The organism is Shewanella sp. GD03713 (assembly GCF_029843705.1).
In the GTDB taxonomy this organism is placed as follows: Bacteria; Pseudomonadota; Gammaproteobacteria; order Enterobacterales; family Shewanellaceae; genus Shewanella.
Genome location: NZ_JAOCIW010000001.1, coordinates 4,813,704 through 4,840,110, shown reverse-complemented (window position 1 = coordinate 4,840,110; position 26,407 = coordinate 4,813,704). Strand labels below are relative to the sequence as shown.

The following is a 26,407-nucleotide window of genomic DNA, read 5'->3' as shown; positions in this document are numbered from 1 at the left end:
TTAGAGATCAGGGCTGCACTATATCGGCTATTTATCTTTTTTGAGTATGGCCTTGAGTGCTGCAATATTAGCCCGCGCGCCTTCGGCTTCTTTTAAACGACGGCGCTGCTGGGCAAAGAGGTCAAACTCCAATTTCGCTTTATCATCAGCGTCTTTCTTGGAGATTTTTCCAGCTCCGCTTAGTACGTCCCGATCATTAAAACTTAAAAACTGGTCAAGCTTATCAGCCCAGTCCTGTAAGAATACCTGCTTGCGACGCAGCGCTTGATCTTCGGCAAAGTCGAGCCACATATTGACGATGCGATTAAGCTCTTTGATTTCATCTTCACGCAGATAGTTCTTGGCAACAGTAACGTCTGTCTTGCGAACTTCATCGCCTTTATAGCTGGTTAAGCCCATATCCGGCTTACTGGCATCCACACGGCTGGCGATAAGCTCAGCAGCCGTCATATGCGTACAAGCATAATGCAGCTTGTTCTGAATGGTTTGGAAGAAGCGGTTGGTCTCTTGGTTAGATGGCTCGTAATCAGCAGCCATGGTAAAGATTTCTTTCACCCGCAGATAAACGCGACGCTCACTAGCTCGGATATCGCGAATGCGTTCCAGCATCTCGTCAAAGTAGTCAGGCACCGCAGAGTGACCAACGGGCGGATTTTTTAACCGCTCGTCATCCATGACGAATCCTTTGATCAGGTATTCTTGCAACATTCTGGTTGCCCATTGGCGGAACTGGGTGCCACGTGTTGAGCGAACTCGGTATCCTACTGCAAGAATAACCGGAAGACTGTAGTGACGAATGCTTCGCTTTACTTCTCTGCCACCTTCCAGTTGAACTTGTAAGTAATCCTTACAAGTTGAAATTTGCTCAAGCTCTTCTTCAGAATAGACAGCTTTTACGTGTTGGGTGATTGCTTGAGAGCTAACTTGATAAAGCTCTGCCATTGCAGCCTGAGAAAGCCACAAGGTGTCAGACTCAAAACGACACTCAACGCGGGTTTGACCATCAGCACTGGTGAAAAGAACAAACTCACCTTGAGGAGCTTGTGGGATGTTATCGGCCATTGAATCAACCTTCATATGTTACTGATAATGGGCTATTATTTATCCATAGCGGTTACAGAGTTAGCGAGCCTTTTTTCTTTGCCAAACGGGGTCGTATAGAAGCGTTGTTCAATGCCATAAAGCAGTAACTTCAACTCATCGTCATTAGATATTTCAAACTTCTGATTTTCTTTATCGAATTTCAGCTTCTGTTCACCGCAGTAACCGTCGATATAATCAAGCATGTTAGTTTTATCGTCAGCAGACATCGCATCAAGTGTTGCCATAGCAAGGCCAATACGTTTTCTATTAGGTTTTGAGACGCTATCTACGTTGTAGTCATTACCCAACTCTATAAACTGTGCATCTAAAAACTGCTCAACTTCTTCTTTTGTTGCTTCCTTGTACAACTCATCGATACCTTTAAAAATGCTCGAGATCGTTGCCAGATTTTTGAATATCAAGGTATCGGCCACTTTGAAGTACACTGCATCAGGTAAGGCGTTTATTACTAAACGTGTTTGGCTCTTCTCAATTTCTGCGGCTTCACCAAAAACAAGCGTTTTGCGTTTTACGAATAGGCTTGGAGTGATTTTTTGAAAGTAAAAATCATTACCTTGAATTGCAAATAAGTAGGCGATCTTGGCGAAGTTATCTTTGGTTAAGTCATCGTAGTCTTTTGAATCATAGTCTTTTTTTAGCAGTTCAATACAAAACTCTTTTTGACTAAAGCCTTCAATTTTAAACCATGAGTCTTCGTCAAGGTTATGGTCTGGATTGTATGGAATACAGGCATTTAAGTCGATTGTGACGGTATCAAAAAGAGATTGATCAGAAACCAATTTGAAAATGCGTTTTTTTGCTCTGGTTTTTATATGTGCCAGTACATGGTCCATCATTATCCTCGCTCGATAAATGTGTAATTATTGATTCGATAAGCCAATGGTATTTCGATGTCATCTGGCTTCTTGTAGCGCTCTCGGCTAATAAGGAAAATGGCCGTTCCGTTTTTGGTTGTAATGTTATAAAACTCATAACCAAACAGTAAAAACAATGGGTTAAAGTAGAGTGCTTGCGATAAGAGAGTAAAAACAAACAAAACGCCATAAACAAACCACAATGTCTCCCAGTTACCAATGCTCAACGCCACGAAAAAGTAACCCAAATAACTTGGTAGGAAGCTGTTATTGGCATGCTCAATACTCGCTACTTCACCCGCCTTAAAATCGTCTTTACCCAAATACTTACTCAGCCAAATACTCAATCCAGTCGATAAGACAGGGATAAGAAAATAGAGTAAATATGATACTGCGTTCGGAAGTGCTGCTATCCAATCGAAGCAAGCGAAATCACCAAAGAAATATCCGAGTGAGTACCCTTTTTGTACCGCAAAGATAATCACTAGTAGTGATGTTGCATTGAACGTAAGTAAAACCCGAAACGCAGTATTCATTATTTCACCGCCGCCTGTTCTGCACCTTGCTTCATCATGTCAAAAATCAACTCAACATAACTTGCCATAACTTGTGGGTCTTTGAGTAGCGTTCGGGCTATATCACCTTCTTTGAGCAGAGCTTGTACAACGGCTTGCTTCACCGCTTGTGGCAAGTCGCCTTTGAGGGCTATCGACTTGTCGTGCTTTTCTACTTGCTCAACCACAATTGGGTTTTGGGTGACACGCGTAATGGTGCCGTTGGCAAAGTTTCGGCGGCCTGGCTCATCGCCGACATCGCCAAACAGTTCATTGAGGCGACGAATGATATCGGCAAGAAATGCCTGTTCACGATCGGTAGGGTCGTTGTAATTGGGGCGGATAGGTTCAAGTACCTGATTCACTGCCATTGGAAGCGGCTCTTTGTCATACTTGATTTTGAATTTCTCTAACACCAGAGCACTGAGATCGATGTTTTCTGGTGTTACCCCTTTCAATCGACGTGATAGCAAATGGGCAAACGCGGCAAAGTTTTCCAGCTCAGGATCACCAAACTCAATCAATTGCGCCATGTAGCTGTAATGCTTCACAAATCGAGCCAAATCCGACTTAAAACGCATCAGTGCTTCACGTTGCTTGGTGAACTCACTGCGTTGCGATTCCGCGTAGTTCGCCGCTTTCTCATCACCAGCAAGGTGCGCTTTGTTGTATTGCTGATCCCAATGGTTTGCAGCATCAACCAGCTCTTTGAGCTTAACGTTGAACACATCGGTAGGGCGTTGTGTGGCAGCAAGCAGCTTTTTGTGTGCGTGTGACTTTTTGTCGGGTGCCTGGCCGAGAATCGATTTACCACGCGCTTGCTTAAACAACTCTAAATCTTGATGGTTGTAGATGCTTTGCTCATCCAGAATCTCTTTGATGTCATAAATGACATTCACATCTTGCACTTCGTTAAGCTGCGCGCCGTTGTCGTACTTTTTGAACGCATTGAGAATGGTTTGCGGATCATTGGCAAAATCAATCACGTAAGTGGTGTCTTTGCCTGGGTAGGTGCGGTTTAGGCGCGACAGCGTTTGCACAGCTTCTACATCTGAGATCTTCTTATCTAAGTACATTGCAACCAGTTTTGGTTGGTTAAAGCCCGTTTGGAACTTGTTGGCGACTAACATGACGCGATAGTCGGTTTTCTCAAACTCATGGCGCAGGTCAGCCCCGTGCGTGTCTGGGTTTAAGTTGTACTCGGTGTACTCTTTGTCGAAATCAATCCCCAGCGGGTCTTGACTGTCTTCATCACCCAAATCTTTGCCGGGGACTTTGCCTGAGAAGGCAACCAAGGCTTGAATACCTTCGATACCATGCTTTTTAATGTACTTATCAAAGGCAAGCTTGTATTTCACCGCCTGCGGCCTGCCAGATGTGACCACCATGGCTTTGGCTTCACCTTCCAGAAGGTGAGCGATATTGGCTTTGAAGTGCTCAATAATGAATTCGACTTTTTGGCTGACAGTGGTTGGGTGCAGTGACATCCAACGAGCCAAGGCACGACGGGCTTGTTTGCTGTCTACGCGCTTCTCATCCAGATTGTTCTCACCAATTTTGTAAGCCGTATCGTAGTGGGTGTAATTCTCCAGCACATCAAGAATAAAGCCCTCATCAATGGCCTGACGTTGGGTGTAGAGGTGGAACGATTCTGGTTTGTTTTCATCTGACACTGGCTGGCTAGGGTCTTTCGGGCGACCAAACAGCATCTTAGTGCTGTGCTTGGGTGTTGCTGTAAAAGCAAAGTGCGAGACGTTCTTGGGCATGGCACGCGCTTCTTGCACCTTAGTAAGAATGTCCTCAATACTCATTTGTTCCAACTCTTGAGGGCTCAGGTTTAGCGTAAGCGCTGCGCGTAAACCTTTGGCTGTAGAGCCAGTTTGTGAGGTGTGCGCCTCATCAATGATCACTGCAAAGTTACTTTGTGCCAAAGATTGATTGGTCAGAATTGCTTCTAACGCATACGGGAAGGTTTGGATGGTAACAACAATGATCGGCGTGCCTGTTAGCAGTGCTTCTGTCAGCTGTTTTGATTTCGACTCGCTACTCTTTTCGCGGTCAATCGCCTTAATCACCCCATATTGATGATCCAGCTGCTGTACCGCATCTTGCAACTGCGAATCCAGCACGGTGCGGTCGGTCACAATGATCACGGATTTAAAGACCGCTTTACCATCGGTGCTGCGTAAACGAATCAAATCATGGGCCGTCCACGCAATGGTCGAGGTTTTGCCTGAGCCTGCGCTGTGCTCACAAAGATACTGCATGCCTGCGCCGTTCTGGCGGGCATCATCAATCATCTTGTTTACCGCATCAAGCTGATGATAACGGGGAAAAATCTGTGTTTCCTTACGCTCAACCTTGCCATTGCTATCGGCAACCTCTTTGGTTTCGACATACACAAAGCTGTAGAAAATGCGTAGCCAATTATCTTTTTGGGCAATTTCTTGCCAAAAATAGCTGACCGGATACTCTCCATCTTCACCCGGCAAGTTGATGTGTACGGGCAAATCAGAGGTAGAACCATCATGGCCTTTATTGAAGGGCAGAAAATAGGTATTTTCTCCCGCCAGTTTGGTCGCCATGGCGATTTCTGTATCAGACATGGCAAAGTGCACTACTGCGCCGCGTTTAAAGGTTAACAGCGGCTCTTTGCGCTTGGTTTTTGGGTCAACGGGCAAACGGTCTTGCTTGTACTGCGCTATGGCTGATTCTATCGACTGAGTGAAATCGGTTTTTAGCTCGGCAGTGGCAACGGGTAGGCCGTTGATAAAGAACACCAAGTCAATTTCCCACTCGCGAGTCGGGCAATATTTCAGTTGGCGCACCACGCGCAAAATGTTGTGCTCATAACGGGCAATACGCTCTTCATTACGCGCATCTTCGGGTTTGCGTTGGCCCATGGCAATGGTGCCGCAGCCTGCAATGGTAAAGCCTTTACGCAATACATTAATGGTGCCACCTGTTTTACTGGCAAGGGCTTTTTCTAAACGCTCCAGTAGCACCTGCTCGGCATTCGCACCATGCAGTTTATTCAGTTTGTGCCAGGCATCTGGCTGGGTGGCCTTTACCCAATCCATGACATCTTGCGGGTAAAGGGCGCGTTGTTGGTCATAGTGGTTGGAATGGCCTTCTTTCCAGCCATTGTTCACCAACTGCTCGGTAATATATTGTTCAAAATGCACTTCATGATGTGCTGCCATTACACCGCCTCCCTGACGTCAATTTTCCCTGTTACCGCTGCGCTGATAAGGGAAGTCTTACGTTCTTTTAAAAGAGCAATAGAGTTATTTGTTTCAATAATTAAATCTTCAATTTTTGAACTTACTGACTTTATGTGAGAAGTAATCGCTTCCTGCTCAGTTTTTGGTGGTTTAGGAATAAGTAGTTTTTTAATATTTGCTTGCGATAGGTTGTTTGCTAAGCCTTCAGCACCGCCAATAGCAAGCTCAATTTGGCGTCGCAATGGAAATGAGCCTAAAGCAATTGCTACGAACTCAGCGTCCACGTCTTCTTTGCAATGTAGCCGGAATAACTTATCTGAGAGCATTAGTCGTTCTCTTGTCGCGTAGACATAAGCCGCAGAGCCTATTAACTCTCTTGAACCACTGGCTCGAGACATTATGAGATCGCCAACCTTTACTTCGATTTCTGGTCTTGGAGATAGTGTTTCAGGAAGCTCTTTATTTTCATCTTGACTGTAAACACCCCCATTAACTGCACCAGACTTTAGCACTCCCCATCTTTCGTTTTTGGCTGGGGTAGCTAAACACTCAGGGCTCCAGCCTTGTTCGATTGAATCAATAAGGCGTTTTAGTTGCACGACACTCCAATGCTTCGGCACTTGCCCAATCCACTCAATGCCAGAGTCCTGCATCTCCACATTGGGGTAAAGCCCCTTAGTGACCACATGGCTAATAAGAGCTTGGCGTTTTTCTTTTAGTAGCTTAATAACAGTCTGTTTTTCTTCGATCAGGCTGTCGATACGCTGGGTTTCGTGATCGAGGAATGTCGCAATGGCTTTTTGTTCTGAATCGTTTGGAATGTAAACAGCACAATCTGCGATATCTTTGAAAGAAATGGTTTGTCTGATCCCAGCACCCAATGTTTTCATATGGCGCACATCAAACAGATAAAGCAACCATCTGAGGTAGGCTTTATCAACGACATCTAACGATTTGAGGACGATATAGCCTGAGCTAACAATAACGTCGATATCTGCCAATGCTGTTCGCAAACTCTTCAAGTCATAGTTCAGATTCAAAGGGTTGACGAGAAACTCTCCGGACAATACCTCTTGGTATGCAGCCTTTGTCTCTTCGCTTAAACGTTCTGAATCTTTGAACACGACGTGCCCAAAACTAATAGAGCCACAAGGTAGTTCTAAATTTTGTGTCTTCGTTTTTTCATTGAGTAGGAACTTGAATTTATTCTTGGCCCAATGCTTAGGAACCTTACCTAACCAACTAATATCACTTTGCTGATACTCAGTGTACGGACGCGTCATTCCGCCACCTCATTGAGTAGTGCCTGAATGCGCGCTTCACATGCTTTTAGCTCACTATCAATCACACTCAACTCGCGTGGCGGCACGTATTGGTAGAAATAGCGGTTAAAGTTAATTTCATAGCCGACAATGCCCACTTCGCCGTCCTTTTCATCACGCACCGAGTGATCGATAAAGGCATCCGGCACATGCGGTAGCACTTCTTGTGCAAAGTAATCCTCAACATCACGATCAAAGGGAATGCTTTCGGTGTCTTTGAGTTTCGGGTCGGCGATCACTTGGCCTTTTTCATCCAGAGCAGGCTCGAATTGCGGATCTATCAACATAAAGTGCGAAGTTAAGGCCGTAGCCAGTGCTTTCGGGCACTTACCAAAGTCATTCTTATTGTTATTTTTCTTCACGGCCAAACGCGCCCACTCATAAGGCTGAAGGCCAAGGTTATCAGTGAGGTGTTGTACCCACGCCGCTTGCTGTTCTGGTTTGAGCTTTTGGAACGTAGCTAAGTCTTTCAGCTGGGCGATACCATCCTCAGTGAGATTGAGTTTGGCGCGTAGTGGACGTTGGATAGTGACTTTGCGGTAGGCAAAATCGGTAGTGCTAAAGAGTTTGCAGTTATCACTGGTTTCAAAGCCATCGTACGCACGGACAATATCATCAATCTGTTCATCACTCAGGTATTTGCGTTTACTACCTTGCGATTTACGCATTGGGGTCCAGATATCTGCCAAGTTAATCAGTTGCACTTGATTCTTGCGTCTTGGCTCTTTATGGTTAGACAAAATCCAGATGTAGGTGCCAATTCCGGTGTTGAAGAACATATCGGTTGGCAGAGCAACAATCGCTTCTACCAAGTCTTGTTCGAGCAGCCAGCGGCGGATTTCGGATGGGCCGGAGCCTGCGTCACCGTTAAACAGTGGCGATCCTGAGAGCACGATGCCGACGCGGCCACCACCATTTTCAGGTGTTTCCATTTTCGATACCAAGTGCAACAAAAACAGCATGGAGCCATCAGAGATACTGGGTAGACCAGGGCCAAAGCGACCTGCGTATTTGAGCTGTTTGTGCTCACGTTCCACTTCTTTTTTAGCTTTTTCCCACTTAATGCCAAATGGCGGGTTGGCAAGGCCATAGTGGAACTTGTCGGTACGTAACTGATCGTCGGATAGGGTGTTGCCTTGTTTGATGTTGTTGGCATCAAAGCCACGGATCATCATATTGGTCAGCGCCATGGCATGGGTCGCTGGGTCGAGCTCTTGACCAAAAGGCACCACTTTGGCGCTGCTGCCCATTTCTTCAATTTGGCTGATGGCATCGGAAAGGAAGCCGCCCGTGCCACAGGTTGGGTCATAGATGGTGCGGATCACGCCCTTTTCACTAAAGATATCTTCATCCGCTGCCAGCACCAGTTTGGTGGCAAGACGCACGGCATCGCGCGGGGTCATAAATTCCCCCGCCTTTTCATTGACTGAGCTGGCGAATTTGAAAACCAGCTCTTCATAGGCATCAGACAATACGCGATCAGACACCACATCAGGATGCAGGTCGAGATTGGCAAAGTAGCTCACCATGCGGTAGAGCAGCTTGGCTTTTTCCAGATCTTCTATGGTTTGACCAAATTTGAACTCATCAAAGATGGTACGAACGTTTTTGCTGAACTGGCTGATGTAGAGTTCTAGGTTGTCGCCTGTATCTGACGCGCCTAAGGTTTCTAGGCTGTATTCACTGGTGTTGTAAAAGGCGAATCCCGCGACTTCTGGCAACACTAAACCAAGGTCAATGCCCGATTGTTTCTCGGCCAGATAGAACTTACGCACTTCCTCACGGGTGGGTTCCAACACGCATTCAATACGACGCAGTAGCAAAAAGGGCAGGATGATTCGTGCAAAGTCGGTGTGTTTGAAATCACCCCATAGGTCGTCTGCCATACGCCAAATAGCACTGGAGAGTTTGGCGCTTTGTTCTTTGTCTTGTAAGTTCATTGATACTGCCTAAATAAAGTTAAGTCGTTAAAAATCAGTGTTTTGTTTGTTTTTTTGTGCTAGCTAAAGATGGCTTGCCAACGACAAAACGCATTGCGGTGCCTGTCTGTCCATTGGGTGCAAATCACGTAGGTTTTTTCATCTCTCTGGGCCACTTTAGTGGTGGAGTAGCGGTTGCGCTCTTTGGCATCTTTGGCTGCACTACGAATGTCTTCTGGCCGTGGTGATTTAGCCAGTTTAAGCACCGGGAATGACAACCCAAAGGTGTTGCGACAATAGGTTAGCTGTGTGAGGTTTTCTATTTCACTCTGTGGCAGAGCGTGCTCAACCAGGTCTTGGATAGCCTCGGTTATCTCGGCATTGCTGATTTTTCGCTGTGTTTGAATGTGTGAGGCATCCTGTTCCTCAATATCCAGAGCAACTGAAAACGGAAAGCCTTTGGCCTGAACGGACTTTGCTAGAAATACGTTGATGGCCTGCTCAATCGGTAAACCTAATTCAGCAAAGATACTCGTTGCTTTTTCAAGAAGTTGAGGGTCTATCTTGGTTGCCTTCATATGACTCACAAAACCTACAAATTGTAATTTTTGTATCCTATAGGCTTTGCATTTTCACGGCTAGCAATAAAGTCAAAAAATGAGAAATAATTGATCTTAAAAGACTTAAAACTGGCTAACAAAACAGCAGTTACACTTGTCATGCCTTATTGAATAACTTGCTAGTGAGAGGAACTTATCACTTTCGATATTGATGCAATCAGGTGCCGCGAACACCCCAACATGTCCTGAATGTCACTATAGCTATGGCCAGTCTTCAATAGGCTGGCTATGTGCTGATGCCGTTTAAGGTCAGGCTGACGCCCATTGTATTTACCATCGGATTTAGCCTTTGCGATTCCCTGTGATTGACGACGTCGCCGGTCATCATAATCTTTGCGAGCAACGGCAGCGAGCATGTCCAACATCATGGCATTAACCGCTTGTAAAATCGCACCGGTAAAGTCAGTTTCGCTATGTTGTTGTAAAGCCAGCCAACTGGTAGGAAGTTCTGGTGAAACAATGGCTAGACGTTTGCTAGCCAGCTTTTGTTTCAACGTATCCCAATCACTTTGTTTGAGCCGCGCCAGACGGTCGATTTGTTCAACCAGCACAATGTCACCCTCGCCTGACTCAGCAATCAAACGCATCAACTCAGGTCGGTGCAAAGTGGCGCCAGAAACATTCTCTATATAAAAGGCAGCGATTCGCTGGCCATGCTGAGCAGCAAACTGAATGAGTGATTCGCGTGCCCGTTCAGCATTTTGTTCTTTGGTTGATGCACGAAGGTAAGCTCGAATGAACATCTAGGTCTCCACAGTCTGTTATAAGTGGTGCTTTATCTCTGGTCTGGTTTAGGTGGTTCTGTTGGTAGTAAAACCAGTCTGATGGCTAGTTCCGTTGATGTGTACTCAAAAGGAACCAGCTAAGGGCCAAAAATCAGTCATTAAACCCAATATGGTTTCGGTAGTCGTAATCAAAGCTATCAGGAATGCCAATACCAGTACCTAAATGCCCGCGTTTATCTATATCTATTGAGGTGTAATCACCATAGAACTCTGAATCGTACTTACGACTTTTCACCTTTTTACGATTATTTATTGGGTAATTACTATTTAAATCAATTGGATATTTAAAAGTTGCAACCACTATATATCCAATCCAAAGCGCCAAAGACATTTGCCAACACAAATAAGTAAGTGCACACCAAAAAGGAACGGCTAGCCACCATCTGCGTTGGATAAATGCGAAAGCTTTAAAACACCAAATAGCTAATGGCAAACCTGCAAGCAAGAATCCCCATGCAGAGTCTTGAGCCAGCATCAATCCGAGTAGCAGAACACCAAGCAACATTATATTTACTAAATCATTTTTGAGATTTTGAATCATGTTTCCCCTCCCACTTTTCGGCTTGAGGTTTGCCTTGGCCTGACAATTTCTGGTTGGCTCTATAGCTGTAAAGACACCAGAAGGTGACCAAACTAAAAAATAGGAATAGCCCAAGCATTCCCCACTCAAATGCAGTCATAGCAACCTCCGCTCACTCGAATATCCAGTCCTTGCACACTGAATAACTTGGAAAACATAAAATCAGTCATTTCATCGAGTTCAGATGGTTCGAATTCAGGCACGGTAAGAGGCATACCGAAATACTGAAGGCTCCGGTAGGATGATGGCTCGAAAATGCCTTGCGGATAGCGGTCGAACGTGTTGAAAGCCTGATTCAGTCTAAGATCAACAGTCCAACCGCCTGGAAGCTCAATCCAGCTATGGGGATAAACTAGTTCTCCCGTGCTCTTGCATTTGACACATCCCACTCTAGGCTGATGAAACACCGAATTTCTCGTCAATAGATAACTGATCAGGTAAGTAAGAATTACGGGGTCCGTTTGGACTTCATCCATCGCCAAAACAATATTGTCTAGCTCCTGATATTCACTTTTCATAATGCAGGCTCCTTAAACAGCAGTTGTTCCCCTTGCTCATACAACACTGGATATTGGAGAGATTGGCCATCCTTAACCACATGGTTTGGTGGGTAATAGATCACCATCCACGATGGCAATGCAGCACTGACGGCTCTATAAAACTCATCAATTGGAAAGTCTTTTGGGCCTGACTGGCGGAAAACAAAGCGAGAATAGTTCTTCAGGTGATTAGCAGCGATGTTATAGCTTTCTGACTCACCATCTTTAATGTAGAGCGGGCTCTTCCAGAGATAAGGAGTCGTAATGTTGTAAGCAACCACACATTGACCAATACCGCATCCATGCTCAGCGCTTTCAACAGACCAAAGAATCATGGGATGACCATCAATTTCTGGCGTTTCTACATTACTCAGTTTAGTGACATTCAATGCCATATCATCGGCCACATGCTGGATAGCCTGATCGACAAGATGCACATATTTCTCATAAGCCTGAGATTCTGAGGTAGCAGCAGATGCCGGCATCCATCCCATTAGACTTGGTCTAGCCGAGGGATTGTCTGGTGTCATCATTATATCGGTAGCGTTAAACGCGAACGTCTGCGTACCAGAAAGACGCCGAAGCGGATCATCAAATGAAGTCGTTAGCCTGGCGAGATCAAGCAATGGAACCAACATACTCTTACTATAAGAGTGGGTACCATCGTGGGAATCTCTCAAATCCAAATCGTAGATGCCCCCGGCTCGCGCTAGATTTAAAGCCCGAGATTCATCTTGAGCATAATGACGAAGTCCGGCTGCACAACCTGACAAGGACACACATAAAGCAATTAATGATAAAGACGGGTATTTTTTCATGATTACCTCCTGCTTTATAAAGATTCGCATGGAGGCAGAAAAACGCAAGGGCGTTTACTAAATTTTTATTTAAAATCAATAGCTTGTACTGATAAAACAAACTTCAAAATGAGTAACAATAAAGATAATAATTTTGTCCCACTTTCCCAGACATCCCACTTTAAAAATGCTGCAAATCCCCTAGAATGGGTTCTTCCATGGCAAAACCTAACAAAAGGTTGCACTCCATATGTGCGCCAATAGCTTTCTAACACTTTGAGTGGTTTTACATTTTTAGTTTCTGTATCGGCAAATAATTTCGCGTTAGCGGTTAGTTAAACTATCCATAAAAAATCAGCCCACTAAGTTCGCTTAGGGGCTGATTTTTTATTTAAAGGCGCTTTGTCTTAAATGGTTAACCTAGACTTGGCGATAATGGTCCTGCATTTGATAGGACCTAGCATAGAGCGCAAAGATAACCGCCGCCAAGATCGCAAATCCCGCGAAGAAGAACATTTGGAATGCCGTCACACTCATCCCGGTTTGGACGATTTGCTCCGTCACCGCAGGGCTTTTTACGCTCACATTGGCCAGTAATACCCAAAGGTTACCGACGGTGACTGATAAGGTCCAAAAGCTCATAATAGTGCCCTTCATTGCCTTAGGAGCTTGGCTGTAGGCAAATTCTAAACCCGTCGCCGAAACTAATACTTCACCAAAAGTCAGTAAGGCATAGGGTAAGATCTGCCAGAAGATAGATAACGCCGAACCACCGTCCATCATCAACTGAATCGTCCCAACCACAATCCAGCTTAAGCCAGTTATCGCGATCCCCGCCCCCATTTTACGCAGCGCGGTTAATTTCACGCCCATACGCTCAATCGCAGGATATAAAACGAAGTTATTGAATGGAATCAACAGCATCACTAACAGCGGGTTTAATGCCTGCATCATCGCAGGTTCAAACCACGAAGGTTTAACCATATCGTTAGCCTGCAAAATCCAGGTCGACGCCTTTTGATCGAACAAAGACCAAAATGGCGTCACTAAGGCGAACAACACTAAAATACGTAACACTGAACGCACGCCATCCACGGCCGCATCTGGATGAATCCCTCGCGCGCGCTCAAGCTGTAATGAAGCTCCAAGGCCAACAAATCCCATCAGCAGCACCATAGCGCTACATAAACCTGCCACAATCCCGAGCGTCGGAATATTCACCAGCGCATAAGCAGCTGAAACACCACCAATTAAGGCTAACACTAAACCGATATTAGCCTTGCCTTCGACCTTAGTAAGCAAGGCACTGCGGATCACGGGTAAAAATCCATGGGGATCCTTTGGCTCTGGTGGCATATGCACATAACGTTTGCGACCCAACCAGAAAAATACCGTGGCGATAAACATCAACACACCGGGGATCCCGAAAGCCACTGCAGCGCCAAAGTTTTTGAGTAACAATGGCATAGATAAGGATGCGAAGAAGGAACCAAAGTTGATCGTAAAATAGAACATATCGAAGGCTTTTTGCGCCAAAGACTTGTTGCTCTGATCAAACTGATCGCCCATAAACGAAGAAACTAAAGGCTTAATCCCGCCCGAACCTAAGGCAATTAAAAATAAGCCAGTGTAAAAGCCTTGCACGCTGTGCTCAAAAATCGCCAAGAACGCATGGCCCAGACAGTAAAGTAAGCTTAGCCACAGAATAGTGTTGTACTTACCAAAGAATCTATCTGCAATCCAACCACCGAGTAAGGGGAAAAAATACACCCCTATCACGAACGAGTGGAACACATCCTTGGCCACAGCTCCACGAAGATCTTCGGGAATAGAGAGCAAAAGTGCCGTCATCAAGAATGGTGTTAGAATGTTGCGCATGCCATAAAAACTGAAACGCTCACACGCTTCACTGGCAATAATATAGGGTATTTGGCGTGGCCACTTTGGCGCATCAGCAGGAGTAGTCATCAGTTATCCTATTATAATTGTTATAAAAACCTTACGGCCTATGTATAAAACAAGGATTGCAGCCAAGGATACTAGCAGACTGCAAATCAATAGTGAGTAAATTTATACAGCAAAACACTGTAAGTAGATGTAAGCCCCAAAAATGATAGAAATTAACGACCACAGAGAGCAGTAACAATGACCAAGATCGCGATATTAGTCGGAACCACCCTCGGCAGCAGTGAATATATAGCGGATGAAATGCAGGCCCAGCTCACTCCATTAGGCCATGAAGTCGATACCTTTTTGAGCCCAACTTTGGATGAATTGCAATCATATCCCCTTTGGATCATCGTTTCATCGACCCATGGTGCCGGCGATCTGCCCGACAATTTACAGCCATTTTGTAAAGAACTGCTGCTAAACACACCGGAGCTGGCCAATGTTCAGTTCGCCTTATGCGCGATTGGCGATTCGAGTTATGACACCTTTTGCCAAGGCCCAGAAAAGTTAGTTGAAGCGCTGGAATATAGCGGTGCAAAAGTCATTGTGGATAAGATCCAGATCGATGTTCAACAAGCTCCAGTGCCAGAAGACCCAGCTTTAGCGTGGTTGGCACAATGGCAAGATCAAATTTAAGATCCTCTCTTGGAAAACATACCAAACCACCCACAGTTTAGATCTTATTTATCCACAAAAAGCTACTTATATGTATATTTTTGTGGATAAACTATTATTTAGATCTGATCAACCTCTGTGCTATTCACAACCTGATCTGCTTAAAGATCCCCCTTGTGGATAAATAGCCGATCTATCCCCACCTTTTCTGGCAGTAGATCTCGGCTAGATCACAAGAATAAAAGCTCGTTACTGTTTGATCTAAATAAGAAAATAAGCTTACCCACAGGAAAGTGCGATCCTAATAGTAAACATAGTAAGAAGATCTATATAAAGATCTTAAGATCTATTAGTCCCGATCCTATGGATCCATTTTCTAAAAATGATCATTCACCTCATTCAAAGCAAATGCTAAAATGATCGGCTCACGTTGGGTCTCTTAAGTTACTAAAGGTAGGGTCATGCATTTTCATGAACGGTTTGATGTTATTGTTGTAGGTGGTGGTCATGCCGGAACTGAAGCCGCATTGGCTGCAGCAAGAATGGGCTCTAAGACATTATTGCTGACGCATAATCTTGATACTTTAGGCCAAATGTCATGTAACCCTGCGATCGGCGGTATTGGCAAAGGTCATCTGGTAAAAGAAATCGATGCGTTAGGCGGTGCAATGGCGATCGCAACCGACTATGCAGGGATCCAATTTAGAACCCTAAACTCGAGCAAAGGCCCAGCAGTAAGAGCGACTCGTGCTCAGGCTGATCGCGCTTTGTATCGTCAGAAGATCCAAAATATTCTGCAAAACCAAGCCAACTTACGTATTTTCCAACAAGCCGTAGATGATCTGGTTGTTGATAACGATCGCGTAGTCGGCGTAGTGACCCAAATGGGCTTAGCTTTCGAAGCGCCTGCAGTGGTCTTAACCGCGGGTACTTTCCTCAGTGGTAAAATTCACATTGGTTTAGAAAACTACAGTGGTGGTCGTGCTGGCGATCCGCCATCTATCGCACTCGCCCACCGTTTACGCGAGTTACCAATCCGTGTTGGCCGCTTAAAAACCGGTACACCACCACGTATCGACGCCAACACCATCGATTTTACCCAGATGACAGAGCAGAAAGGCGATACGCCATTACCTGTGATGTCGTTTATGGGCGATGTGAGCCATCACCCGAAACAAATTTCTTGTTGGATCACCCATACCAATGAAAAGACACACGATATTATTCGTGGAGGCTTAGATCGCAGCCCTATGTATTCAGGCGTGATCGAGGGGATTGGTCCACGTTACTGCCCTTCTATCGAAGACAAGATCCATCGTTTTTCAGATAAATCATCGCACCAGATCTTTATCGAACCCGAAGGCTTAAACACCAACGAGATCTACCCTAACGGTATTTCCACCAGCTTGCCTTTCGATGTGCAGTTAAATTTGGTTCGTTCGATCCAAGGTATGGAAAATGCTGAGATTGTTCGCCCAGGTTATGCGATTGAGTACGACTATTTCGATCCAAGGGATCTTAAAAACTCGTTAGAAACCAAAACTATCAATGGTTTATTCTTCGCGGGCCAAATCAACGGTACCACGGGTTACGAAGAAGCTGGTGCCCAAGGTTTACTCGCGGGGATGAACGCTGCATTGCAGGTTCAGGGCAAAGAAGCTTGGTGTCCTCGCCGTGATGAAGCCTACATCGGTGTATTGGTTGACGATTTATCAACCTTAGGGACTAAAGAACCCTACCGTATGTTTACTAGCCGCGCCGAATACCGCCTATTGCTGCGTGAAGACAACGCCGATCTGCGTTTAACGGCAAAAGGTCGTGAACTGGGTCTGGTGGATGATGCGCGCTGGGCCTCTTTCAGCGAAAAAATGGAATCGATCGAGTTAGAACTGCAGCGTCTACGTAGCCAATGGATCCATCCAAATTCTCCATTGGTGCCAGTATTAAATCCGCATTTAAACACGCCGATCTCCCGTGAAGCGTCGTTTGAAGAGTTGCTGCGTCGTCCTGAAATGGATTACAGCAAGTTGATGCAGATTGAAGGCTTTGGTCCAGGACTTGCCGATCCACTCGCAGCCGAGCAAGTACAGATCCAAGTGAAGTACTCTGGCTATATCCAACGTCAGCAGGAAGAGATCAACAAAGCGGTACGCAATGAGAACACAGGTTTGCCATTGAATCTTGATTACAAAGAGGTTCCAGGGCTTTCAAATGAGGTTATTGCTAAGTTAAATAGCCATAAGCCCGAAACCATTGGCCAAGCATCGCGTATCTCAGGTATTACTCCGGCGGCGATTTCAATTCTACTGGTGCATCTGAAAAAACGCGGTTTATTACGCAAGAGCGCGTAAAAGCTAGCTTAATCGCCAGTTTGGTCGCAGAAGGGAAGCATTCAGGCTTCCCTTCGACGTTTCAGGGCTTCATAATAGCCAGCGAGTTTATAATCGTATCTTTATTGAGGTTGTTCAGTGTTATCTGCCCAGTTAGAGGCCTATTTAGCCGAAATTAATCTGCCCGCCACGGCTGAGCAGAAAAAACAACTGCTTGATTTTGTTAGTATGCTCAACAAATGGAATAAAGCCTATAACTTAACCTCGGTCAGAGATCCTGAGGCGATGCTTGTCCGCCATATCATGGACAGCTTAGTGGTGTCGCCCCATTTGCAGGGCGAGCGCTTTATCGATGTAGGTACTGGTCCTGGGCTTCCCGGCATTCCTTTAGCGATTATGAATCCAGATAAAACCTTTGTGCTGCTCGATAGCTTAGGCAAACGTATCCGTTTTCAAAAGCAAGTAGCCTTTGAACTCGGGATCCACAATATTAGTTCGATAGAGAGCCGAGTCGAGGCCTATCAACCCGAGCAAAAGTTCGATGGAGTGCTCAGCCGCGCCTTTGCCTCAATCCATGATATGTTGACATGGTGCCATCACTTGCCTGCCGAGCATGGACAATTTTATGCGCTCAAGGGACAACTGAGTGATGAAGAGATGCAACAAATCCCCGCTGGATTTGTGGTGACCGAAACCATCGAACTCCAAGTGCCTAGACTCGATGAGCAAAGACATTTACTCAAAATAATCAAAGAATAACAGGCTTAAAGCTCCTCATTTCGCATGGATTTTTAAGTAGGCAATAAACCAGAATTTACATACAGGGTGACATTGTGGGTAAAGTAATTGCCGTGGCCAACCAGAAAGGTGGCGTAGGGAAAACAACAACTTGTGTCAACTTAGCCGCCTCTTTAGCCGCGACTAAGCGTAAAGTGCTGCTGATCGATCTCGATCCTCAGGGCAATGCCACCATGGGCAGCGGTGTCGATAAATACGAAGTCGAAAACACGGCTTACGAACTGCTGGTTGAAGAAAAGCCCTTCGATGAGATCGTGGTTAAAGACACCACGGGGAAATACGATCTGATTGCCAGTAACGGCGATGTGACCGCGGCAGAAATTAAACTCATGGAGTTCTTTGCCCGTGAAGTGCGGTTACGTAATGCGCTCGCACCGATAAAAGATCAATACGATTATATCTTTATCGATTGCCCGCCTTCGCTCAACATGTTGACGGTTAATGCCATGTCGGCGGCGGATTCCGTGCTAGTGCCAATGCAGTGTGAGTATTTTGCACTGGAAGGTTTAACCGCCTTGATTGATACCATCACCAAATTAGCGGCGGTGGTGAATCCTGGTTTGGGGATTGAAGGGATTTTGCGGACCATGTATGACCCGCGTAATCGCCTGTCAAATGATGTGTCCGATCAGCTAAAACAGCATTTCGGTGATAAGGTTTATCGTACTGTGATCCCTCGTAATGTGCGTTTAGCCGAGGCGCCAAGCTTTGGTGCACCTGCCATGTACTACGACAAATCGAGTGCAGGGGCTAAGGCATATTTGGCGTTAGCGGGTGAGATGATCCGCCGTTCCGAACAGAAAACTCAGGCTAAGCGAGCGTAAAGGATAACCATGACGTTAAAGAAAAGAGGGTTAGGTAAAGGTTTAGATGCTTTACTGAGTAACAGCCACGCCGCGAGTAAAAAACACACGGAAGAAGTGGTTGTTGTCGATAAAAAAGAAGAACTTATTCATCTGGATCTTGACCTGCTACAACCGGGTAAATACCAACCTCGTAAGGACATGTCTCCCGAGGCGTTAGAAGAACTCGCCCATTCCATCCGCAATCAAGGCATTATTCAGCCGATTGTGGTGCGTCCTGTTAGCGATAGCCAGTATGAAATCATCGCCGGTGAGCGCCGTTGGCGCGCGTCCCAATTGGCGGGTGTCGAAAAAATCCCTTGTATCGTTAAATCGGTTCCCGATGAAGCGGCGGTTGCCATTGCGTTGATTGAAAACATTCAACGTGAAGACTTAAATGCCATGGAAGAAGCCATTGCATTACAACGTTTGATGCAAGAATTTGAGCTGACTCACCAACAGGTTGCCGATGTTGTGGGAAAATCTCGCGCGAGTGTATCTAACTTGTTACGGTTAAACGGGTTAAATGAACCGGTTAAGCGTTTACTCGAGTATGGCGACATTGATATGGGCCATGCACGCGCTTTGCTCGCAATTGAGGGTGAAGAACAAACAAATCTGGCGAGATTAGTGGCTGCCAAGGAATTAACCGTTCGCGAAACTGAACGATTGATTAATCAAACCTTAAATCCGCCCAAACCCGTCGAAACTACGACTAAAGATCAAGATGTTTGTCGTTTAGAGCAACAGTTAATTGAAAGATTAGGTGCTAAGGTTTCGATCGCTCATAGCAGTAAGGGTAAGGGTAAAATTGTAATTAACTATCAGAATCTGGCTGAATTAGACGGAATTCTTAGCAAAATTCGTTAATGTCTGTAGATTAACAGTTTTTAATGTAAATTTGTGACATATGTTAATTTTGGATTTTGACTGTTTTGGCGCTATATCACGTTAAAAGTGCTGTTTTTCCTTATCTCAAAGTTGCAATGAAGGCGTGAAAAGGTATACTTTCGCAAGCTTTTTGTGCATCGACAAAAATACGGATATTTGTCATCCGGTCATCGAAACAAAAAGTATGAATGCGGAGAGGATGAGTTGAGTAAGGTTTTAGCGCGTCGTGGCCGGTGGTCAGCCTATAAATTGGTGATGATGCAGGCGGCGGTGGCTGGGGGTGCTTCAATTCTCTTTTTCGTCGTGTGGGGAGTTCAGTTTGGCTATTCTGCGTTAGCAGGTGGTTCAATTGCTGTGCTCCCTAATTTTGTATTCGCAACCCTCGCTTTCTCTCATACGGGAGCAAGTTCAGCAGCAAAAGTGATTAAAACTTTTTACTGGGGGGAAGCGGTAAAGTTGCTGTTAACCATCGCAATGTTTTCATTGGTGTTTAGCAAGCTTGAGGTGGCATTTATGCCGCTTTTTGTTTGTTATGTGCTGACGTTAATAGTGCATTGGACAGCTCCTTTATACTTCAAGCAAAGTTAAGTGGGATGAATCATGGCTGCACCTGGTGAAGCGTTAACACCGCAGGGCTATATCCAGCATCACCTTACCAACTTACATGTTGGTGAAGGTTTCTGGACATGGCACATTGATTCGTTGTTCTTTTCGGTTGGTCTTGGTGTTCTGTTCCTGTGGATTTTCCGTAGTGTTGGTAAAAAAGCGACTTCAGGGGTTCCCGGTAAGCTGCAATGCTTTATCGAGATGATCGTTGAGTTCGTTGATAACAGCGTGAAAGAAAGTTTTCATGGCCGCAATGCCCTGATCGCGCCTTTAGCTCTGACCATTTTTGTATGGGTATTCATGATGAACTTCATGGATATGCTTCCTGTTGACTGGCTGCCTTGGTTAGCAAGTTTAGCGGGCGTTCCATACTTGAAAGTGGTTCCGACAACTGACGTAAACATCACCTTCAGCTTAGCTATCGGTGTGTTTGTGCTGATTATTTACTACAGCATTAAGGTCAAAGGCGTGTCTGGTTTTGTTAAAGAACTGACGCTACAGCCCTTTAACCATAAGGCAATGATACCCGTCAACCTCCTATTAGAGACTGTTACTTTAGTTGCTAAGCCAATTTCATTGGCATTGCGTCTATTCGGTAACTTGTACGCAGGTGAGTTGATCTTCATCCTTATTGCGCTGATGTATGGTACCAACTTGTTATTATCTTCCCTGGGTGTGACTCTGCAACTAGGTTGGTTAATTTTCCACATTTTGGTTATCACGCTGCAGGCGTTTATCTTCATGATGTTGACCATTGTTTACTTAAGCATGGCGCATGAAGATCATTAAGGATTGCTGAAGAAATTTTAAACTAAATCATCAACTAATTAGATTTAGATTTTAGATACTGGAGATACAGATGGAAACGATTTTAGGCATGACAGCTATCGCTGTTGCTCTGCTGATTGGTATGGGTGCTCTTGGTACTGCAATCGGTTTCGGCTTATTAGGTGGCAAGTTCCTGGAAGGCGCTGCGCGTCAACCAGAAATGGCTCCTATGCTGCAAGTTAAAATGTTCATCGTAGCGGGTCTGTTAGACGCCGTAACAATGATCGGTGTTGGTATCGCATTATTCATGCTGTTCACCAACCCACTGGGTGCAATGCTGTAAGAAAACGCTTCTGTCTTAACTCTAAATAGGAGGCTGTTGTGAATTTCAACGCTACCCTAATCGGTCAGACGGTCGCCTTTATCATCTTCGTGTGGTTCTGCATGAAGTTTGTATGGCCCCCTTTGATGAATGCCATCGAAGCGCGCCAAAAAAGGATTGCTGACGGTCTAGCTGATGCTGATCGTGCGGTAAAAGACCTAGAGTTGGCTCAAGCGAAAGCGACTGACCAACTAAAAGAAGCCAAGGTGACTGCTAACGAAATTATTGAGCAAGCTAACAAGCGTAAAGCTCAAATAGTTGAAGAAGCTAAAGCCGAAGCAGACGCTGAGCGTGCAAAAATCATCGCTCAGGGTAAAGCAGAAATTGAAGCTGAACGTAATCGCGTGAAAGAGGATCTGCGTAAGCAGGTTGCTACTCTTGCCATCATGGGTGCTGAGAAGATCCTTGAGCGTTCTATTGATCCAGCCGCCCACAGTGACATAGTTAATAAACTAGTCGCTGAAATTTGATAAGGGAGTTTGAGTTATGGCTGAATTAACCACCATCGCTCGCCCTTACGCAAAGGCAGCTTTTGACATTGCTGTTGAACACAATGCAGTGGATACCTGGGCAGAAATGCTCACGTTTGCCGCTCTGGTTAGTGAAAACGAAACCATGCAGCCACTGCTAACTGGCTCTTTAGCCAGTACTAAACTTGCCGCACTCTTCATTAGTGTTTGTGGTGAGCAAATCAATGAGCAAGGTCAGAACTTGATAAAGGTAATGGCTGAAAACGGTCGCTTAAAGGTACTACCTGCTGTATCTGAGCTTTTTGCTCAATACCGTAATGAGTGGGCAAAAGAAGTGGAAGCCGATGTGGTTTCTGCAGCTGAGCTCAGCTCTGAACAACAGCAGCAGATCAGTAATTCTTTAGAGAAACGTCTCGCACGCAAAGTTAAGCTGAATTGCAGCACTGACGCCGCGCTCATCGCCGGTGTAATTATTAAGGCAGGTGACTTAGTCATTGATGGCTCTGTCCGCGGTAAGTTATCGCGTCTGTCTGAAAAGCTGCAGTCGTAATTGGGAGTTTGAGCATGCAACTGAATTCCACTGAAATCAGCGATCTGATTAAGCAGCGGATCGAGCAGTTCGAAGTCGTTAGCGAATCTCGTAACGAAGGTACTATCGTTGCGGTAAGTGACGGCATTATCCGCATCCACGGCCTAGCCGATGTGATGCAAGGTGAAATGATCGAACTGCCTGGTAGCCGTTTTGCAATCGCGTTGAACCTTGAACGTGATTCTGTCGGTGCCGTAGTAATGGGTCCTTATGCTGATTTAGCAGAGGGCGTAAAAGTTAAAACTACTGGCCGTATTCTGGAAGTTCCAGTCGGTCGTGGCCTGTTAGGCCGTGTAGTTAACACTCTGGGTGAGCCAATTGACGGAAAAGGCGCTATCGATAACGATGGTTTCTCTCCTGTTGAAGTTATCGCTCCAGGCGTTATCGACCGTAAGTCAGTAGATCAACCAGTTCAAACTGGTTATAAAGCCGTTGACGCTATGATCCCAATCGGTCGTGGCCAACGTGAATTGATCATTGGCGACCGTCAAACTGGTAAAACAGCTATGGCGATCGACGCAATCATCAACCAGCGCGATTCTAGCATCAAGTGTGTGTACGTAGCGGTAGGCCAAAAGGCTTCTACAATCGCTAACGTAGTACGCAAGCTAGAAGAGCACGGTGCATTAGCTAACACTATCGTTGTAGTTGCAACAGCTTCTGAAGCTGCAGCACTGCAATACTTAGCACCATACTCTGGTTGTGCTATGGGTGAATACTTCCGCGACCGCGGTGAAGATGCTCTGATCGTATACGATGACCTGTCTAAGCAAGCAGTTGCTTACCGTCAGATCTCGTTACTGCTGAAGCGTCCACCAGGCCGTGAAGCTTATCCTGGTGACGTATTCTATCTACACTCTCGTTTATTAGAGCGTGCTTCACGCGTAAACGAAGATTATGTAGAGAAGTTCACTAAGGGTGCTGTAACAGGTCAAACCGGTTCTTTAACCGCGCTGCCTATTATTGAAACTCAGGCGGGTGACGTATCTGCATTCGTACCGACCAACGTAATTTCTATTACTGACGGTCAGATCTTCCTTGAGACCGATCTGTTTAACTCTGGCTTACGTCCAGCGGTTAACCCAGGTATTTCTGTTTCTCGTGTTGGTGGTGCGGCTCAGACTAAGATCATCAAGAAACTGTCTGGTGGTATCCGTACCGCTCTAGCACAGTATCGTGAACTTGCTGCGTTCTCACAGTTTGCATCTGACTTAGACGATGCAACTCGTGCTCAACTTGAGCATGGTGTGCGTGTTACCGAACTGATGAAGCAAAAACAATATGCTCCTATGAGCGTAGCCGCTCAAGCTGTGTCAATTTTCGCAGCTGAAAAAGGTTACCTGAAGGGCGTTGAGCTGAACAAAGTCGGTGATTTCGAAGCCGCTCTGCTCTCGTACATGAACAGCGAGCATGCTGCTTTAATCAAGCTTATCAACGAGACTGGCGATTATAACGCCGATATCGAAGCTGAATTAAAAGCTGGCCTCGACAAGTTCGTAGCAACCCAAACCTGGTAACAATGATAGAGGTGTCTTAAGGCACCTCAGGTCCAGATTGGAGAGTAGAGATGGCCGGCGCTAAAGAGATTAAAACCAAGATCGCGAGTGTGAAAAACACTCAGAAGATCACGTCCGCCATGGAAATGGTGGCAGCCAGCAAAATGCGCAGAGCGCAGGACCGCATGGCTGCAAGCCGTCCATACGCGGAAAGCATGCGTAAGGTGATCGGTCACGTAGCGCAAGGTTCTCTCGAGTATAAACACCCCTACTTAGAGGTGAGAGAGGCTAAGCGGGTTGGTTACATTGTTGTAGCAACCGACCGTGGCCTTTGTGGTGGTCTGAACGTCAACCTCTTTAAAAAGGTTGTCGCAGACGTGAAAAGCTGGAAAGAGCAAGGTGCAGAATTTGAATTTTGCCCAATTGGTGCTCGTAGTGTTCAGTTTTTCAAAAGCTTTGGCGGTCATGTATCTGCCCATGCTTCAGGTTTAGGCGATGCGCCAAAGCTCGCTGACCTGATCGGGACAGTACGTGTAATGCTAGATGCTTACAACGAAGGCAAACTGGATCGTCTGTACGTAGTGTTCAACAAGTTTGTAAACACTATGACGCAGACTCCTGTGATCGAGCAGCTGCTACCTTTGCCTAAATCGGAAGAAGATGAGGTTGCTCATCGTTGGGACTATATCTACGAGCCAGATCCAAAAGCCCTTTTGGATACCTTATTGGTTCGTTATGTAGAATCTCAGGTTTACCAAGGTGTTGTTGAAAACATTGCTTCTGAACAGGCTGCCCGTATGGTGGCGATGAAGGCGGCAACAGACAACGCGGGTACACTGATTGACGATTTGCAATTGGTCTATAACAAGGCTCGTCAGGCTGCGATTACGCAGGAACTGTCGGAAATTGTTTCTGGTGCCTCTGCGGTTTAGGTTAGGTAACGAATACAAGTTTTAGAGGATTAATCATGAGCACAGGTACTGTTGTCCAAGTGATTGGCGCGGTTGTGGACGTAGAGTTTCCACAAGATGCCGTACCTCAGGTATATGACGCTCTGAAGATCACAGGTGAAGGCTCCTGTAATGGTTTGGTGCTGGAAGTTCAGCAACAACTAGGTGGTGGTGTAGTTCGTACCATCGCTATGGGTACTTCTGATGGTCTGCGTCGTGGTCTTGAGGTAGTAAACTCAGGTTCACCTATTTCTGTTCCTGTTGGTACCGCCACTCTTGGCCGTATCATGAACGTATTAGGCGACCCTATTGATGAAGCTGGCGCAATTGGCGAAGAAGAACGTTATGTGATTCACCGCAGCGCTCCTTCATACGAAGAGCAATCAAACACGACTGAACTGTTAGAGACTGGTATCAAGGTTATCGACCTTGTATGTCCATTCGCTAAGGGTGGTAAAGTAGGTCTGTTCGGTGGTGCGGGTGTTGGTAAGACAGTTAACATGATGGAACTGATCAACAACATCGCTAAAGCTCACTCAGGTCTTTCTGTATTCGCCGGTGTAGGTGAGCGTACTCGTGAGGGTAACGACTTCTACTACGAGATGAAGGATTCTGGCGTTCTCGACAAAGTAGCCATGGTTTATGGTCAAATGAACGAGCCACCAGGAAACCGTCTGCGTGTAGCACTGACCGGTCTGACTATGGCTGAAAAATTCCGTGACGAAGGTCGTGACGTTCTGTTGTTCGTTGACAACATCTACCGTTACACCCTAGCCGGTACTGAAGTATCAGCACTGTTAGGTCGTATGCCTTCTGCAGTAGGTTACCAACCCACTCTGGCTGAAGAAATGGGCGTTCTGCAAGAGCGTATTACTTCAACTAAGACTGGTTCTATTACCTCTGTACAAGCGGTATACGTACCTGCGGACGACTTGACTGACCCGTCACCAGCAACAACCTTCGCTCACTTAGATGCGACTGTTGTATTGTCACGTCAAATCGCTTCTCTGGGTATTTACCCAGCGGTTGACCCACTGGATTCTACTTCTCGTCAATTAGATCCATTAGTAGTTGGTCAAGAGCACTATGACGTAGCTAACGGTGTACAAACTGTTCTGCAACGCTACAAAGAGCTGAAAGACATCATTGCGATTCTCGGTATGGACGAACTGTCAGACGAAGATAAGATGACCGTTTCCCGTGCACGTAAGATTGAGCGTTTCTTGTCTCAGCCTTTCCACGTAGCAGAAGTCTTTACTGGTTCTCCTGGTAAGTACGTATCTCTGAAAGACACTATCCGTGGCTTCAAGGGAATTCTGAGTGGTGAGTTCGACCACATTCCAGAACAAGCGTTCTACATGGTTGGTTCTATCGACGAAGCTGTCGAGAAAGCTAACAAAAAGAAATAACTAAGTAGTCATA

Annotated in this window: 25 protein-coding genes; 13 read left to right on the top strand and 12 right to left on the bottom strand. The window is 45.7% G+C overall.

Annotation, left to right across the window (positions count from 1 at the left end; all coding sequences use genetic code 11):
- Positions 1-27: 27 nt before the first annotated feature.
- From rhuM to N5E87_RS21080, 12 genes are all read right to left on the bottom strand, one after another.
- Complete coding sequence (rhuM, locus tag N5E87_RS21135; RefSeq protein ID WP_096812347.1) at positions 28-1,062, bottom strand: RhuM family protein; 1,035 nt, start codon at positions 1,060-1,062, stop codon at positions 28-30.
- A 35-nt stretch (positions 1,063-1,097) separates the two neighbouring features.
- Positions 1,098-1,940 carry an ATP F0F1 synthase synthase gene (locus N5E87_RS21130; protein ID WP_257014245.1) on the bottom strand — a complete coding sequence of 281 codons (843 nt, stop codon included), beginning with the start codon at positions 1,938-1,940 and terminating at the stop codon, positions 1,098-1,100.
- Positions 1,940-2,494: a hypothetical protein gene (locus N5E87_RS21125; RefSeq protein ID WP_001090218.1), complete on the bottom strand. Its 555-nt coding sequence runs from the start codon at positions 2,492-2,494 to the stop codon at positions 1,940-1,942. The genes N5E87_RS21130 and N5E87_RS21125 overlap by 1 nt, the downstream gene beginning before the upstream one ends.
- Positions 2,494-5,715, bottom strand: a complete 3,222-nt coding sequence (locus N5E87_RS21120) for a DEAD/DEAH box helicase family protein (RefSeq protein WP_096812349.1) — start codon at positions 5,713-5,715, stop codon at positions 2,494-2,496. The genes N5E87_RS21125 and N5E87_RS21120 overlap by 1 nt, the downstream gene beginning before the upstream one ends.
- Complete coding sequence (locus tag N5E87_RS21115) at positions 5,715-7,019, bottom strand: restriction endonuclease subunit S (RefSeq protein WP_096812350.1); 1,305 nt, start codon at positions 7,017-7,019, stop codon at positions 5,715-5,717. The genes N5E87_RS21120 and N5E87_RS21115 overlap by 1 nt, the downstream gene beginning before the upstream one ends.
- The gene (locus N5E87_RS21110) at positions 7,016-8,998 is read right to left on the bottom strand and encodes a class I SAM-dependent DNA methyltransferase (protein WP_096812351.1); all 1,983 of its coding nucleotides are present in this window, start codon (positions 8,996-8,998) and stop codon (positions 7,016-7,018) included. Before N5E87_RS21110 ends, N5E87_RS21115 begins: the two co-directional genes overlap by 4 nt.
- 59 nt (positions 8,999-9,057) lie before the next feature.
- Positions 9,058-9,555 (bottom strand): type II toxin-antitoxin system RelB/DinJ family antitoxin, encoded by a 498-nt coding sequence (locus N5E87_RS21105; protein WP_096812352.1) that lies wholly within the window; start codon positions 9,553-9,555, stop codon positions 9,058-9,060.
- 161 nt (positions 9,556-9,716) lie between these two features.
- The gene (locus tag N5E87_RS21100) at positions 9,717-10,340 is read right to left on the bottom strand and encodes a recombinase family protein (RefSeq protein ID WP_096812353.1); all 624 of its coding nucleotides are present in this window, start codon (positions 10,338-10,340) and stop codon (positions 9,717-9,719) included.
- Between the two features lie 133 nt (positions 10,341-10,473).
- Entirely contained in the window at positions 10,474-10,923 is a 450-nt protein-coding gene (locus N5E87_RS21095; RefSeq protein ID WP_257014246.1) for a hypothetical protein, read from the bottom strand.
- Positions 10,924-11,048: 125 nt separating this feature from the next.
- On the bottom strand, positions 11,049-11,480 hold the full coding sequence (locus N5E87_RS21090) for a hypothetical protein (protein WP_096812355.1): 432 nt from the start codon (positions 11,478-11,480) through the stop codon (positions 11,049-11,051).
- Positions 11,477-12,319 (bottom strand): hypothetical protein, encoded by an 843-nt coding sequence (locus N5E87_RS21085; protein WP_096812356.1) that lies wholly within the window; start codon positions 12,317-12,319, stop codon positions 11,477-11,479. The genes N5E87_RS21090 and N5E87_RS21085 overlap by 4 nt, the downstream gene beginning before the upstream one ends.
- A gap of 399 nt (positions 12,320-12,718) precedes the next feature.
- Positions 12,719-14,266, bottom strand: a complete 1,548-nt coding sequence (locus tag N5E87_RS21080) for a POT family MFS transporter (protein WP_126512191.1) — start codon at positions 14,264-14,266, stop codon at positions 12,719-12,721.
- Between the two features lie 177 nt (positions 14,267-14,443).
- On the opposite strand from N5E87_RS21080, the gene mioC reads away from it, so the two are divergent.
- From mioC to atpD, 13 genes are all read left to right on the top strand, one after another.
- Positions 14,444-14,884 carry an FMN-binding protein MioC gene (gene mioC / locus N5E87_RS21075; RefSeq protein ID WP_126512190.1) on the top strand — a complete coding sequence of 147 codons (441 nt, stop codon included), beginning with the start codon at positions 14,444-14,446 and terminating at the stop codon, positions 14,882-14,884.
- Between the two features lie 440 nt (positions 14,885-15,324).
- On the top strand, positions 15,325-17,214 hold the full coding sequence (gene mnmG / locus N5E87_RS21070; protein ID WP_011715299.1) for a tRNA uridine-5-carboxymethylaminomethyl(34) synthesis enzyme MnmG: 1,890 nt from the start codon (positions 15,325-15,327) through the stop codon (positions 17,212-17,214).
- Positions 17,215-17,331: 117 nt separating this feature from the next.
- A complete protein-coding gene (gene rsmG / locus N5E87_RS21065) occupies positions 17,332-17,952 on the top strand; it encodes a 16S rRNA (guanine(527)-N(7))-methyltransferase RsmG (protein WP_126512189.1) in 621 nt (206 codons plus the stop codon).
- A gap of 74 nt (positions 17,953-18,026) precedes the next feature.
- Positions 18,027-18,815, top strand: coding sequence for a ParA family protein (locus tag N5E87_RS21060; protein ID WP_011718840.1), 789 nt, complete (start codon positions 18,027-18,029; stop codon positions 18,813-18,815).
- 9 nt (positions 18,816-18,824) lie between these two features.
- Entirely contained in the window at positions 18,825-19,703 is an 879-nt protein-coding gene (locus N5E87_RS21055) for a ParB/RepB/Spo0J family partition protein (protein ID WP_126512188.1), read from the top strand.
- Between the two features lie 225 nt (positions 19,704-19,928).
- Complete coding sequence (locus tag N5E87_RS21050) at positions 19,929-20,312, top strand: ATP synthase subunit I (RefSeq protein WP_011624652.1); 384 nt, start codon at positions 19,929-19,931, stop codon at positions 20,310-20,312.
- Positions 20,313-20,324: 12 nt separating this feature from the next.
- Complete coding sequence (gene atpB / locus N5E87_RS21045; RefSeq protein WP_011718837.1) at positions 20,325-21,119, top strand: F0F1 ATP synthase subunit A; 795 nt, start codon at positions 20,325-20,327, stop codon at positions 21,117-21,119.
- A gap of 70 nt (positions 21,120-21,189) precedes the next feature.
- On the top strand, positions 21,190-21,441 hold the full coding sequence (gene atpE, locus N5E87_RS21040; protein WP_006083840.1) for a F0F1 ATP synthase subunit C: 252 nt from the start codon (positions 21,190-21,192) through the stop codon (positions 21,439-21,441).
- Between the two features lie 38 nt (positions 21,442-21,479).
- Positions 21,480-21,950 carry a F0F1 ATP synthase subunit B gene (atpF, locus tag N5E87_RS21035; protein ID WP_011624650.1) on the top strand — a complete coding sequence of 157 codons (471 nt, stop codon included), beginning with the start codon at positions 21,480-21,482 and terminating at the stop codon, positions 21,948-21,950.
- A gap of 16 nt (positions 21,951-21,966) precedes the next feature.
- Complete coding sequence (atpH, locus tag N5E87_RS21030; RefSeq protein ID WP_086903508.1) at positions 21,967-22,500, top strand: F0F1 ATP synthase subunit delta; 534 nt, start codon at positions 21,967-21,969, stop codon at positions 22,498-22,500.
- Between the two features lie 14 nt (positions 22,501-22,514).
- Complete coding sequence (atpA, locus tag N5E87_RS21025; protein WP_086903507.1) at positions 22,515-24,056, top strand: F0F1 ATP synthase subunit alpha; 1,542 nt, start codon at positions 22,515-22,517, stop codon at positions 24,054-24,056.
- Positions 24,057-24,106: 50 nt separating this feature from the next.
- Positions 24,107-24,967: a F0F1 ATP synthase subunit gamma gene (gene atpG / locus N5E87_RS21020; RefSeq protein ID WP_086903506.1), complete on the top strand. Its 861-nt coding sequence runs from the start codon at positions 24,107-24,109 to the stop codon at positions 24,965-24,967.
- Between the two features lie 35 nt (positions 24,968-25,002).
- Positions 25,003-26,394 (top strand): F0F1 ATP synthase subunit beta, encoded by a 1,392-nt coding sequence (atpD, locus tag N5E87_RS21015; protein ID WP_011718832.1) that lies wholly within the window; start codon positions 25,003-25,005, stop codon positions 26,392-26,394.
- Positions 26,395-26,407 lie beyond the last annotated feature (13 nt).